Source organism: Clostridium sp. KNHs216, assembly GCF_006714885.1.
GTDB lineage: Bacteria > Bacillota > Clostridia > Oscillospirales > Acutalibacteraceae > Caproiciproducens.
The window spans coordinates 3639237-3652391 of sequence record NZ_VFMF01000001.1 but is presented as its reverse complement, the minus strand read 5'-3'; the positions used below and the strand labels follow the sequence as shown (position 1 = coordinate 3652391).

Genomic DNA, 13155 nt, shown 5'->3' with positions numbered 1-13155 from the left:
TTATCCTGCAAGGCTGTTGCCCGCAGAAGAGTTTCCTTCCGTCAGTTTCGTATAGAAATATGCGACAATGCCGGCCATAATGGCGATGGTAATAACATTCAGACTGGTGTACGTCTTCAGAATGAAGCCAAGGATAAAGAACAGCAGGGTCCCGGGCCGGCTGATGGCACGAAGATTCATCGCGATTCCAATAGCCGGAAGGATCTGGCCGATTACCTGGAGTACGTGCAGCGGAGTCCCCGTCAGCGCCTTGATCATCGGGGAAATATAGCTGACGCCGAAATATGCGCCCAGCGTAACCGGAACCACACAGATGAGGAACATAAAGATCTGCGGCGGAACAATATGTAGGAAACAGATTTTCTTCAGATCGCTTTCCGCGGCGGCCTTATCCGCCATATGGACAAAGAACACATCCACCGTCATATGGAGAACCCAGATCAGTGTTCCCAGAAGGCCCAGCGGAATCGCGACCGTTGTGGCAACGGCCGGCTGCACATTCGCGGCCAGCGCCAGAGCGGTTCCAAGGCTTCCAGCAAGGCCCGGGTCCACCGGGACGGTTCCGCCTGCCGAAATAAACGCAATATACGGCAGATTGATCGCGGCGCCGATGATACATCCCTGTACCGGGTCCCCCATAATGAACCCGACAATGGTACCTGCCACCAGCGGTTTGTACATGAAGCTGATACTTCCCAACAGAGTCAGCCACGGTGTACCGACGGTGCCAAGGTAATAAACCACGCCGATCAGAAACGCTTGCAATAAAGTAATATGCACTGTTTTTTCCTCCCCTTTTTTAATATATAAATGCTGTACCTACAGCAATTTCGATATATCCGTCGCCTTGTCTTCGGCAATGATCTGGATCGTCACAGTACATCCGGTCGCTATTATTTTTTTGAAGATTTCCTTTTCTTCCTCCGAAACCGCGATATTCTTATAGAATTTCTTTCTGGTTCCGCTTACGCCCATTCCGCCGACATTGACCTTGTCAAGAGTCACGCCGTTTTCCATCATCCGCCAGATGGTAGCAGGTAATTTGGCCAGGATAATAACCTTATCCTTCGGTGAAAATCCTTTTTTGATTCTTTCACTCGCATCGGCAATGTCATAGATTTCGAGGGATATGTTGGCGGGCAGCACGGTAGCCAGCACGCTTTTCATAAACATATCCTTTGCGACGCCGTCATCAACGATCATAATTTTGTTCGCGCTGGTGTAATTCAGCCATGATGTCATTACCTGTCCGTGAACCAGTCTGTCATCGATTCTTGTCAAAACGATTTCGCTCATGATTCTTTCCACTCCTTCTTAATTCTCCGATCGATTCATCAGGGACCTGAACATTTCGTGAAGTTCAATGAAGCTGCTTTCCCCCGCCGCAATGCAGTTTTTTTCCAGCTGCTCCACTGTACAGCCCTTTCTCATAGTGAGCGCCTCGACCATCATGGGCATATTTACCCCCGCAATACACAGGAATTCACTGGAGCACATGCATTTCAGAACGAGGTTGGCCGGGGTTCCTCCGTAAAAATCAACCAGTACAAGTACCCCTTCCCCTTCATCCAGTTCCTTCACCGCATTGAGGATATCTTTTTCAAGTTCCTCCGGGGCGTCTCCGTGATGCAGACCCAGCGCCCTGACGTTGCTCTGAGGCCCCGCGATCAGTTCGACTGCTTCCACACACGCTTTTCCCAAATCGCCATGGGTAACAACCACCACTCCGATCATTCCTTTTCACCTCCTTCATTGTCATACCGAATTATTATACCAAATGTTATTATTATTAAAATACATTTGGTACCTATCTCTCGTGCTTTTAATATAGCATGCCATGCCATTAGTGTCAATAATATTTGATGTATTTAAATTAATTTGTATATTAATCACATATAGTCTTAGCCATATTCTTAACATTGCACAAATAAACTTAAAAATAAATTTATATATAGGCATTAAGTCCAAACCATTGGCATTTAATTAACAAGCAGCTTTTCTTTAAAATGAGCTCGTTATTAAAAATACAAAAGGTCTTCTACTTTTTTATAAATCTGCTCTTTCCCTTAAATATAGTATCCATTGGCGCACATTCTGTTCTATTGGAAGAATCCGCGCCGTTTTGCTCGAAAAATCCACTATATCTGTATAAAAATGGAAGAAACAGCGCATTTTAGAGATATCTTTTTATTGTATACCGGAATTTATCGAAAAATGCTTTTCAAAAATAAATACCACTTGTATTTTAAATAAATCAGTGCTATGATAATATCAGGTTTTAAAAGCAAGCCCTATTTCACAGAACTGGGGGAAGATGATCGTGCGTACGGTACAGCGAAAACCATTTTACATATCCGCCTCCGTATCCTGCATGGACCTGTGCAACCTGGAAAGTCAGATCAAAGAGGTTGAACAGTCATCCGTGTCCTTTTTCCACTTTGATGTTGTCGACGGACGTTTTAACGATTGCTTTATATTGGGACAGACCACACTGGAAAAAATGCGTCCGGTGACCGCACTTCCCATTGAAGTGCACCTCGCAGTCTACGAGCCTGAGAAATACATAGAGTCCTTTGCTAAGGCGGGCGCGGACTATATTTCCGTCCATTACGAAGCCATGCAGAACCCTCTTGCGACCTTCGACCTTATCCGAAAGTACGGTTCTCAGCCTGTTCTAGCCTATAAGTGCACGACCGAACCCGGCGATGATTTTATATCCCTCTCAAGGGAGGTCCCCATGATTCTCAAATTAACCGTAAACCCCGGATTTTCCGGCCAGAAAATCCAGAGCCAGGCGGTAGAGCATATCCGCAAAATGCGCCGGATGCTGAACAATGCCGGGCTTACCGCGGATATTCAGGCCGACGGCAACATAAACATCACAACGATACCACTTGTCACACAAGCGGGTGCAAATGTTCTTACGGGAGGAACCTCCGGACTTTTCACAGGCAAAAAGAGTATTTCAGAAAACGCACTGGATATGCTCCGAGCCATAAAACCCCATATTCCTGCTTCCTAAGGAAAAGAAAATGTCTCATTAACAGTATTCGGGAGGAATTTCCAATGGTAAAAAAAGAAACAGACAGCGAGAGCAAATCGCTTTATCTGCAAATTAAAAACGATATTCTGGAATTGTATGGCGACAAGGACTATTTTTTCAGTCTGCCGAGCGAACGGGAGCTGTGTGAAAAATTCGATGTCAGCCGCTCCACCATCAGAAAGGCGATGGATTTGCTGGAAGCGGACGGAAAAATCATCCGGATGCGCGGAAAAGGGGCCTTTTTCACAGGCAATCAGGCGGACAGCTGCCACCGGCTTCACAGTGGGATCGGTTTTTATAACGACGAGCTGGATCAGGGCAAAATCACCAAAAGCAAGGTGCTCCTTCAGAATGTGGAGCATGCGTCGTCCCAGATCGCGGAAAAGCTGGGGATCGCACAGGATGACGACGTTTTTCATCTGCTGCGTCTCAGATTTATCGACGATCAGCCCGTGACCCTGACGGAAAGCTATATTCCCCTGTACATTTCCCCCGATCTGATAAAGATCGACTTTACCGATAAGTCGCTTTACAATACTTTCCGGGAGCATGGGATTAATCCCGACGTGGAATATCAGGCCATTGAAGTCCGTCCGGCAAACGCTTATCAGGCCATGCACCTGCAGATCGACCCGGGAGACCCGCTGATGATCCTTTTCGCTCTGGCGCATGACAGCGACAACAGAATTATCGAATACGTCACTACAAAGGTCCCTGCCTATAAAACCCGGTTTGAATTTAACAGGGACGCACATACCCGGTAATCCGTTTCCGCGCAGCACATCTGCTCTGCAGAAACCGCTTATCAAGGGAAGGAGTAATAATCATGAATCCTGAAGCTTTTTCTATTTCCGATTACTTAAATCAGACCTTTCCCTGCGACTGTGGAAAAAGCCATAGCACAAGCCTGAAGGATGTGGACATATCCTCCGAAGCCGTGGAAAAGCTTCCATACTACATCCAAAAGAACGGCCACCGCAGATCCTTTCTTGTCTGTGATGCCAATACTTACAAGGCAGGCGGAAAGAGAGTCAAAGAAATACTGGATAAGGCCGGATGCGAAAATTCCTTGTATGTTTTAAACCAGGAGGACGTTGTTCCGGACGAAGAAGCCCTCGGCGAAGTAATCGCCGCTTTCGACAGGAGCGCGGACCTCATCATTGCCGTCGGCACCGGAACCATCAACGATCTCTGCAAATTTATCAGCTATAAGCTGGGGCTCGACTATTTTATCGTCGCAACCGCACCCTCCATGGACGGTTTCGCTTCCGACGGCGCCCCTTTGATTATCCGACATTTAAAAACGACCTACCCCACCCACATCCCACAGGTCATCATCGGGGATCTGGACATTCTCTGCAAAGCTCCTATGAATATGATTACGGCCGGGCTGGGCGACATTCTGGGGAAATATACCTGTATTACCGACTGGAAAATTTCTCATATAGTAAACGGAGAATATTACTGTAAAAACATTGTCAAGATGGTGGATATCTCCATTCAAAAGGTCGTCGGCAATATTGAACTGGTAAAGACCCGCGACCCGAAGGTGATCGGAAACATTATGGAAGCGCTGGTGCTGACGGGCATGGCAATGGGGTTTGCCGGAAATTCCCGTCCCGCCTCCGGCAGCGAGCATCATATTTCCCATTTCTGGGAGATGAAATTTTTATTTGAAGGGCGCAGGCCCGTGCTTCACGGAACGAAGGTCGGGATCGGAACGGTCGCCGTTGTTTATCTTTATAAAGAGCTTGCAAAGATGTCCGTTGATTTTGAAAAAGCGCACCGTACCGTCCAGAATTTTGATTACGGCCAATGGGAGAAAAAAATCACGGCTACCTTCGGCCCGGCCGCCCTGGGCGTCATCGAGTTGGAGAAGAAAGCCAAAAAGAACGCGCCGGAAACCCATGCGGTACGCATCCGGAGCATTGAGCAGCACTGGCCGGAAATTCTGGAAATCATTTCGCGGCTGCCGCCTGTGGAGGAAATAGAAAAGATGCTGTCCAGACTGGACGCGCCGATCAATCCCCGCCAGGTGGGCGTGGATGACGAAACGGTGGTTGACAGTATTCTTGTCGCCAAGGAAGTACGCGACCGTTACACGCTGCTGCAGCTTTTATGGGATCTCGGTATTGCGGAGGAAATGGCGCTGAAAGCAGCCGATTATTTTAAAAGCCTACAGCCGAAAGACCGGGCCTCCGCTGTTTAGATGTTTGTATCTCCCGTTCCGGTTTTGCCTGTTGACTTGACACGGCAAAACGGGCATGATATAGTAAGAACGATAAAAATAAGAACTGGAGTTGAAAAGATGCGCAATTTTTCTTGCTGACTATGAATTGAATAGTGTACTTCAAAAGAAACAGTGTTTGGGCTGTTTGTTTTGCTGTGCGTAAGCAGGAAAGTTGCAAGTTTAATACCCCGGAATTCGGAATAAAGTTCAGAACATCTCCATGCCTTTGGGTGTGGAGTGTCCGGCGCTGTATTTTCGGTCTGCAGGAATTGACTTTCCTGCAGACCTTTTATTTTTATCGGAGGTGTATGCTTATGTCGCTGATTCAGATCAGCAACCTGACCTTCTGCTATGACGGAAGCTATGATACCATATTTGAAAACGTCTCCTTCCAGATCGACACCGACTGGAAGCTTGGATTTACAGGCAGGAACGGGCGGGGAAAAACCACGTTTCTAAATCTTCTGATGGGAAAATACGAGTATGCCGGGACGATTTCGTCTTCCGTGCCGTTCGGCTATTTCCCCTTCGACATTCCGGACAAAGCGCAGGACACGCTGGACGCGGTCAACAGCATCTGCCCTCATGCGGAACTCTGGCAGCTGAACCGGGAGCTGTCCCTGCTGGACGTTTCTCAGGACGTCCTGTACCGCCCATTTAAGACACTGAGCAACGGGGAGCAGACCAAGGTTCTGCTGGCCGCGCTGTTTCTGAACGACCATCATTTTCTGCTGATTGACGAGCCGACCAATCATCTGGACATGGAAGCCCGCAAAATCGTCGGCGATTATCTGAACACAAAAAAGGGATTTATTCTGGTTTCCCACGACCGTGCGTTTCTGGACCGCTGCATCGATCACGTCCTGTCCATCAACAAAACCAATATTGAAATCCAGAAAGGGAATTTTTCTTCGTGGCTGCATAACAAGGAAATGCAGGACCAGTTTGAAACCGAGGAAAACGCAAAGCTGAAAAAACAGATCGGCCAGCTTTCCGCCGCGGCGAAAAGAACCGCCGGATGGTCGGATAAAGTGGAAAAAACAAAAATCGGCAGCCTGAATTCCGGCCTGAAGCCGGACAAAGGCTACATCGGCCACAAGGCGGCCAAAATGATGAAGCGGGCGGGCGCGATTGAAGCGCGCAAGGAAAAGGCGGCGCAGGAAAAGGCACAGCTTCTGAAAAATATCGAAACAGCCGAAAGCCTGTCCGTCAAGCCGCTGGAATACCCCAAAAACGGGCTGGTCGAACTCGAAAACCTCTCCGTTCTTTACGGGGACAAAAGGGTCTTCGGCGGTCTTTCTTTCACGGTCAGCCGGGGCGACCGGATTGCGCTGTGCGGCAAAAACGGCTGTGGAAAATCCAGTATCCTCAAGCTTCTGACCGGGGAAGAAATCAATTTCACCGGCAGTCTGCAAGTGGGAAAAAATTTGATCATTTCCTACGTTCCCCAGGATACCTCCTTTTTGCGGGGAAATTTAAAAGACTACGCGGAAGAAAGCCATATTGACGAAAGCCTGTTCAAGGCGATTCTGCGCAAGCTGGACTTTTCAAGGACGCAGTTTGAAAAGGACATGATGGATTTCAGCGGAGGCCAGAAAAAGAAGGTGCTTATCGCGAGAAGCCTCTGCGAGCAGGCGCATCTGTATCTTTGGGATGAACCGCTCAACTTCATCGACGTTCTGTCGCGTATGCAGATCGAAGAGCTCCTTCTGAAATACCGGCCGACCATGCTGTTTGTGGAACACGACAGTTCGTTTGTCGACTCCATAGCAACCCGCCGGATTCTTCTTTAAGCTTTGAAACATAATAACCAAAGTCAGCCGTGTGAAACTCTTGAATTTAATGGATTATTTCGCTTGTAAAACAAAAAAATGGTGTTATAATGATAATGTACACTAATTTAGTATACATTAAGTTTAAAAGAGGTGTAATGCGGTGTCACTGTTGGAAATAAAAAATCTGCGCGTCAGCGCAGATGACAAAGCGATATTAAAAGGGATCAACCTGTCCGTAGGCCAAGGGGAAATCCATGTGCTGATGGGACCCAACGGCGGGGGGAAATCCACGCTGGTCAATACGGTTATGGGACATCCTCAATACCGTGTGGACGAAGGTTCGATCGTGTTCGACGGCAAGGACATCACCCGGGAACCCACGAATGAGCGCGCAAAGGCGGGGCTGTTTTTATCGTTCCAAAATCCGGAAGAGGTTCCGGGGGTCACGCTGGAAAACTTTATGAGGACTTCACGCACGGCAATTACCGGCAAGCCCGTGAAGCTGTTTGCCTATCAGAAAGATCTAAAAGGAAAAATGGAAGAACTCGGCATGGACGGGGAATACGCTTCGCGCTACCTGAACGTGGGGTTCTCCGGCGGCGAAAAGAAAAAGTCCGAAATCCTTCAGATGCTGATGCTGAACCCGAAGCTCGCCATTCTTGACGAAACGGATTCGGGGCTGGACGTGGACGCGGTAAAAATCGTTTCACAGGGTGTGGAGAAATTCAAGAACAGGGACAATTCCCTGCTTGTGATTACGCACAATACCAAAATTCTCGAATACCTGAACGTGGATTATGTCCACGTCCTGATGGACGGAAAAATCGTGAAAACCGGTCCCCGCTCGCTGATCGACCAGATCAACAAAGCCGGCTTTCAGCAGCTCACCGCGGCCGCCGCGGGCTGACGGAGGAGGAAACCGAATTGAGAGATACAGGTGTCAGAAAGACCTATGTGGAAGATATCGACCGCAGTATTTACGATGTGAAAGACAAGGTCAACGCCTCTTTTCAGGTCGAAAAGGGACTGACCGCAAAGATCGTCAACGAAATTGCAATCAAGAAAAACGACCCGGAGTGGATGCGGCTTTTCCGGCTGAAATCCCTTCAGGTTTACAACCGCCTCCCCATGCCCTCGTGGGGCCCGTCGCTGGACGGACTGGATATGGAGCAGATCATCACCTATATCCGCCCGGATACCCGAATGAGCGCCAAATGGACGGAGGTCCCGGACGATATCAAAAACACCTTTGAACGGCTCGGCATTCCGAAGGCGGAACGGGATTATCTTTCCGGCGTCGGCGCGCAGTACGATTCCGAGGTGGTTTATCACAACCTGCGCGAGGAAGTCAGCCGCCAGGGCGTGATTTATACCGATATGGAAAGCGCTATTCACGACCCGGTGTACGGGCCGATGGTGAAAAAGCACTTTATGAAGCTGGTTCCGCCCGAGGACCACAAATTTGTGGCGCTGCACGGGGCGGTCTGGTCCGGCGGGTCGTTCGTATATGTGCCGCCCGGAGTCAATGTGGAAGTACCGCTGCAGTCCTATTTCCGGCTGAACGCGCCGGGCGCGGGGCAGTTTGAGCATACCCTGATTATCGTGGGCGCGGGCGCAAGCCTCCATTTTATCGAAGGCTGCTCGGCTCCCAAATACAACGTCGCCAATCTGCACGCGGGCTGTGTGGAGCTGTACGTGGGCGAAAACGCGCACCTGCGCTACTCGACCGTGGAAAACTGGTCGAAGAACATGTACAATCTGAACACCAAGCGCGCGCTGGTCGAAAAGGGCGCCAGCATGGAATGGGTTTCCGGCTCGTTCGGCTCCCATGTATCGTATCTGTACCCGATGAGCATCCTAAAGGGTGAAAAAGCCCGCATGGAATTCACGGGCATCACCTTCTCCGGCAAGGGTCAGTCGCTCGACACCGGCATGAAGGTCGTACACGCCGCGCCCTACACCTACTCCAATATCAGCACCAAATCGATTTCCAAGGACGGCGGGAACTGCACCTACCGCAGCTCCGTCAAAATCCTGCCGGACGCGCACGACTGCAAATCCTCCGTTTCATGCGAATCCCTGATGCTGGACGACCGCTCCCGCTCGGACACCATCCCGGTAACGGATATCCAGAACGACAATGTCGACATCGGGCACGAGGCGAAGATCGGGCGCATCAGCGATGACGCGATCTTCTACCTGATGAGCAGGGGGCTGTCCGAAGAGGACGCAAAGGCGATGATCGTCACCGGCTTTGCGGAGCCGATCGCGAAGGAGCTTCCGATGGAATACGCGGTGGAAATGAACAACCTGATCAGACTGGAAATGGAGGGGTCCATCGGCTGACGCCGGTGCAAAGGAGACATCCATGAATACAACTTTTCAGAAAATAAACAGCCTGCCCGTTCCCACCTGGGGCTGGCTTGGCGTAAACGGCACGGACGTTCCGGCGGAAATACCGGAAATCGTACCCTGCAAAAAAGAAAATAAAATTGTCCGGGTTCCGGACAGCGTAAAACTTTTCAGCGGCGTGCTTCCCGTCCCGGAGCTGGAAACAGCACTGGGGGCCGATGCCACAAATTTTGTCCAGGACCATTGGAATTGCGGCATCACCGCCGTCGTTCCCGCGGGAACCCGGCCGGAACAGCCGATTTTCCTTTCCTACCATATAGATGAAAGCAATCCGGCCATTGTAGACAGGAATACGTTGGTGGCGGAGGAGGGAAGCGAGGTCACGGTAGTCATGAGCTATCTCTCCAAGGAAGGCGTTTCCGGCTTCCACAGCGGACTGACGCGCCTGTTTGCGGGAAAAAACGCCGTCATCCATCTGGTGCAGGTTCAGCTGCTCGGTGACACCTGCGTAAACTTTGACAATATCGGCGCGGTAACACAGGAAAACGGCGCGGTCGACATCGTACAGGTGGAGTTCGGCGCCAAGAGCTCTTACGCGGGCTGCAAGACCCGTCTGCTCGGAAAAGGCAGCCGGATGGACTACAACACGATTTACTTCGGCGATCAGGACCGCTCCCTCGATATGAATGTCGTCGCGGAACACGCAGGTCCGAAAACGAACAGTGAAATCAGTGCCTCCGGCGCGCTGCTGGACGAAAGCAGCAAGATTTTCCGCGGCACCATCGACTTTCTGCGGGGCGCAAAGCAGGCGGTCGGCCACGAAAGCGAATACAGCCTGCTGTTCAGCCCGAAGGTGCGCAGCCGCACCGCGCCGCTGATTTTATGCGGAGAAGAAAATGTCGAGGGGCAGCATGCCGCGACAACCGGAAAGATCGACGAAAACAAGCTGTTTTACCTGATGTCGCGCGGGCTGGACGAACTCGCCGCCAAAAAGCTGGTGATTGAAGCACAGTTCCGTCCGGCAACCGAAAAGATTCCGGACGATGCGCTCAGGCACGCCGTATCCGATTTTGTGGAAAAGAGGCTGAATAAAATTGAATCCTTATCTCAATGATTTTCCCATTTTAGAGAAAAAAGGAGACGGCAAGCGTCTGGTCTATCTGGATAACGCCGCCACCACCCAAAAGCCTCTTTCCGTTTTGAAAGCCGTCGAGGAATACTACCGTTGTGAAAATGCCAATCCGTACCGCGGGCTATACGAACTGAGCGTTCAGGCGACACAAGCGTATGAAAACGCGCGCCATACGGTCGCCGAATGGATCGGGGCTCGGGACGACAGCGAGATCATTTTTACGCGCAACGCTACGGAATCTCTCAATCTTGTGGCGTACAGCTACGGTCTCCCCTTCCTGCGCGAAGGGGACGAAATCACCCTCTCCGTTCTGGAGCATCACAGCAATCTGGTGCCGTGGCAGATGGTCGCCAAGGCAAAGGGCGTCAAACTAAACTTTTTATATCCTGACGCGTCCGGGCGCCTGACTGACGAAGAGATCGAAAAAAAGATCACCCCGAACACCCGTGTGGTCGCGGTGACGTATGTTTCCAATGTTCTGGGCACGGTGAATCCGGCCGCGAAAATCATTGACGCGGCGCACCGCGCCGGCGCTGTCGTCGTTCTGGACTGCGCACAGAGCGTTCCCCATTTTCCCCTGAACGTCGGAGAGCTCGATGTGGATTTCGCCGCGTTTTCCGGGCATAAAATGCTTGCGCCGATGGGCATCGGCGTCCTGTACGGCAAAAAGGCCCTTCTGGAAAAGATGCCGCCCTTCCTCACTGGCGGCGAAATGATTGAATATGTATATGAGCAGGACGCGACCTTCGCCGAACTTCCGCAGAAATTCGAGGCCGGAACCCCGAACGTCGGCGGCGCTGTCGGCCTTGCGGAGGCAATCCGCTATCTGCAAAAGGTCGGCTATGATACGATTCAAAAGACGGAGGCCGAACTGCTTGCGTATGCGCTTCAGGGACTTGCGGCCATCCCCCACGTGTCGGTATACGGAGACAAAGCCGGCAGCCGGGACCGCTGCGGCGTCATCGCCTTCAATGTGGACGGGGTGCATCCGCACGACGTGGCCACGATCCTGAATGAGGACGGCGTGGCAATCCGCGCGGGTCACCACTGCGCCCAGCCACTGATGCGGTATCTGGGTATCAACGCCGCGTGCAGGCTGAGCCTGTATTTTTACAATACGAAAGAGGATATCGATATTTTTCTCGAGGGCCTGAAAAAGGTCAGGGGGTGGCTCGGTTATGGAGCTTAAAGAGCTTTATACACAGATTCTTACGGAACACAACAATTCCAGCCGCAACAAGCACCATATTGAAAATCCCACAACGGTGCTGAAAGGGGTCAACCCCAGCTGCGGCGACGAAATCGAACTCGAACTGAGAATAAAAGACAACGTCATTGAGGACGCCGCGTTCACCGGAGTCGGCTGCGCGATCTCGCAGGCGTCCGCCTCCATCATGATCGACCTGATCAAGGGCGAGCCCGCCGACGAAGCGCTAAAGCTTGCCAAGACTTTTCTGGGAATGATCAAAAACGAAATTACGGACGAAAAACAGTTGGAAGCTCTGGACGAGGCGATCGCCTTCCGCGATATTTCCCACATGCCCGCGAGAGTAAAGTGTGCGGTCCTGGGCTGGCACACGCTGGAGAACGCCGTGGAAAAAGACAAGGAAAAACACGAAGCAAATTAAAGGACTAACTAAAGGACGCCCGCCCGGCACAAAACCGGACAGGCGTCCTTTTTATAGGAAAAGATTGGAACTTATTTGACAGGGGAAGATTTCCCCTGATTCGCCACGCGGTCCATTTTGGCTTTCAGCAGTTCCTGATCGCCCAGATAGTATTTGCGCAGGACGTTGAACTCCCTGTCGAACTCATAGACGAGCGGCACACCCGTCGGGATGTTCACTTCCATGATTTCTTCTTTGCTCAGCCCGTCAAAATGCTTGACCAGCGCGCGGATGGAGTTGCCGTGCGCAGCGATCAGGACCCTTTTGCCGTCCTGCATATCCTTTTTGATCGCAGCCTCAAAATAGGGCAGCACCCTGTCTATGGTATCCTTCAGGCTTTCGCAGAGGGGAAGCTCCTGTTTGATTTCGTTTCTGTACGCGGGGTCGAATTTCGGATTGCGCTTGTCGTCCTCCGCGAGCTCCGGCGGCCTGACGTCAAAGGAGCGCCTCCAGATTTTCACCTGGTCCTCCCCGTACTTTTGGGCGGTCTCCGCTTTGTTCAGCCCCTGCAGCGCCCCGTAATGCCGCTCGTTGAGCTTCCACGATTTTACAACCGGCAGCCATTCGCGGTCAAGCTGCTCAAGCGTCAGATTCAAAGTCTGAATCGCCCTTTTTAAATAGGAAGTATAGCATATGTCAAAATCATAGCCCTCCTGTTTCAGCAGAACGCCGGCTTCCGCCGCCTCGCGCCTGCCGTTTTCCGAAAGGCCGACATCCGCCCAGCCCGTAAAAAGATTTTTCTGATTCCACTCGCTTTCCCCGTGCCGGACCAAAACCAGTTTCATTTTATGTCCTCCTTAACCGTCCGGTCTTGCTTAAACCGCTGGCGGACGGTATATTCTGTTATTGTCTACTATTTTAGTATACGATACTTTCTGCCAAAAATCAACAGCAATCCGGCATGGCGTGCAATTTCTACAGCAATTCCATTTCAGTTTTTTAGATAAATCGCGTTC

At 51.0% G+C, this 13155-nt stretch carries 13 protein-coding genes; 9 read left to right on the top strand and 4 right to left on the bottom strand.

The genetic code is table 11. The features are described 5' to 3' along the window. The 3 genes from LY85_RS17525 to LY85_RS17515 are packed head-to-tail and all read right to left on the bottom strand — an operon-like array spanning position 1 to position 1734. Complete coding sequence (locus LY85_RS17525; RefSeq protein WP_141827679.1) at positions 1–780, bottom strand: PTS sugar transporter subunit IIC; 780 nt, start codon at positions 778–780, stop codon at positions 1–3. Between the two features lie 39 nt (positions 781–819). Further along, complete coding sequence (locus LY85_RS17520; RefSeq protein ID WP_141827678.1) at positions 820–1296, bottom strand: PTS sugar transporter subunit IIB; 477 nt, start codon at positions 1294–1296, stop codon at positions 820–822. Positions 1297–1314: 18 nt separating this feature from the next. Next, a complete protein-coding gene (locus LY85_RS17515; RefSeq protein ID WP_141827677.1) occupies positions 1315–1734 on the bottom strand; it encodes a hypothetical protein in 420 nt (139 codons plus the stop codon). Between the two features lie 586 nt (positions 1735–2320). On the opposite strand from LY85_RS17515, the gene LY85_RS17510 reads away from it, so the two are divergent. The 9 genes from LY85_RS17510 to sufU all read left to right on the top strand — a co-directional run bounded on the left by LY85_RS17510 (position 2321) and on the right by sufU (position 12160). Then, positions 2321–3022, top strand: coding sequence for a ribulose-phosphate 3-epimerase (locus LY85_RS17510; RefSeq protein WP_243122602.1), 702 nt, complete (start codon positions 2321–2323; stop codon positions 3020–3022). A 44-nt stretch (positions 3023–3066) separates the two neighbouring features. Then, entirely contained in the window at positions 3067–3807 is a 741-nt protein-coding gene (locus LY85_RS17505) for a GntR family transcriptional regulator (RefSeq protein WP_141827675.1), read from the top strand. 62 nt (positions 3808–3869) lie between these two features. Further along, the gene (locus tag LY85_RS17500) at positions 3870–5252 is read left to right on the top strand and encodes a sn-glycerol-1-phosphate dehydrogenase (RefSeq protein ID WP_243122601.1); all 1383 of its coding nucleotides are present in this window, start codon (positions 3870–3872) and stop codon (positions 5250–5252) included. Positions 5253–5587: 335 nt separating this feature from the next. Then, positions 5588–7066 carry a ribosomal protection-like ABC-F family protein gene (gene abc-f / locus LY85_RS17495; protein ID WP_141827673.1) on the top strand — a complete coding sequence of 493 codons (1479 nt, stop codon included), beginning with the start codon at positions 5588–5590 and terminating at the stop codon, positions 7064–7066. 142 nt (positions 7067–7208) lie between these two features. Continuing rightward, positions 7209–7955: a Fe-S cluster assembly ATPase SufC gene (sufC, locus tag LY85_RS17490; RefSeq protein ID WP_141827672.1), complete on the top strand. Its 747-nt coding sequence runs from the start codon at positions 7209–7211 to the stop codon at positions 7953–7955. Between the two features lie 17 nt (positions 7956–7972). After that, positions 7973–9394, top strand: a complete 1422-nt coding sequence (sufB, locus tag LY85_RS17485) for a Fe-S cluster assembly protein SufB (RefSeq protein ID WP_141827671.1) — start codon at positions 7973–7975, stop codon at positions 9392–9394. Positions 9395–9416: 22 nt separating this feature from the next. After that, entirely contained in the window at positions 9417–10514 is a 1098-nt protein-coding gene (locus tag LY85_RS17480) for a SufD family Fe-S cluster assembly protein (protein WP_141827670.1), read from the top strand. Next, positions 10489–11721 carry a cysteine desulfurase gene (locus LY85_RS17475; protein ID WP_141827669.1) on the top strand — a complete coding sequence of 411 codons (1233 nt, stop codon included), beginning with the start codon at positions 10489–10491 and terminating at the stop codon, positions 11719–11721. The genes LY85_RS17480 and LY85_RS17475 overlap by 26 nt, the downstream gene beginning before the upstream one ends. After that, a complete protein-coding gene (gene sufU, locus LY85_RS17470; protein ID WP_038323369.1) occupies positions 11711–12160 on the top strand; it encodes a Fe-S cluster assembly sulfur transfer protein SufU in 450 nt (149 codons plus the stop codon). The genes LY85_RS17475 and sufU overlap by 11 nt, the downstream gene beginning before the upstream one ends. A 71-nt stretch (positions 12161–12231) precedes the next feature. Here the strand turns inward: sufU and gpmA are convergent, their stop codons facing one another. Further along, positions 12232–12984 carry a 2,3-diphosphoglycerate-dependent phosphoglycerate mutase gene (gpmA, locus tag LY85_RS17465; RefSeq protein ID WP_141827668.1) on the bottom strand — a complete coding sequence of 251 codons (753 nt, stop codon included), beginning with the start codon at positions 12982–12984 and terminating at the stop codon, positions 12232–12234. Positions 12985–13155 lie beyond the last annotated feature (171 nt).

Coding starts and splice junctions, on each gene's coding strand:
- LY85_RS17515 (WP_141827677.1), bottom strand. CDS start 1,734: ATGATCGGAGTGGTGGTTGTTACCCATGGCGATTTGGGAAAAGCGTGT.
- LY85_RS17520 (WP_141827678.1), bottom strand. CDS start 1,296: ATGAGCGAAATCGTTTTGACAAGAATCGATGACAGACTGGTTCACGGA.
- gpmA (WP_141827668.1), bottom strand. CDS start 12,984: ATGAAACTGGTTTTGGTCCGGCACGGGGAAAGCGAGTGGAATCAGAAA.
- LY85_RS17480 (WP_141827670.1), top strand. CDS start 9,417: ATGAATACAACTTTTCAGAAAATAAACAGCCTGCCCGTTCCCACCTGG.
- LY85_RS17500 (WP_243122601.1), top strand. CDS start 3,870: ATGAATCCTGAAGCTTTTTCTATTTCCGATTACTTAAATCAGACCTTT.
- abc-f (WP_141827673.1), top strand. CDS start 5,588: ATGTCGCTGATTCAGATCAGCAACCTGACCTTCTGCTATGACGGAAGC.
- LY85_RS17505 (WP_141827675.1), top strand. CDS start 3,067: ATGGTAAAAAAAGAAACAGACAGCGAGAGCAAATCGCTTTATCTGCAA.
- sufU (WP_038323369.1), top strand. CDS start 11,711: ATGGAGCTTAAAGAGCTTTATACACAGATTCTTACGGAACACAACAAT.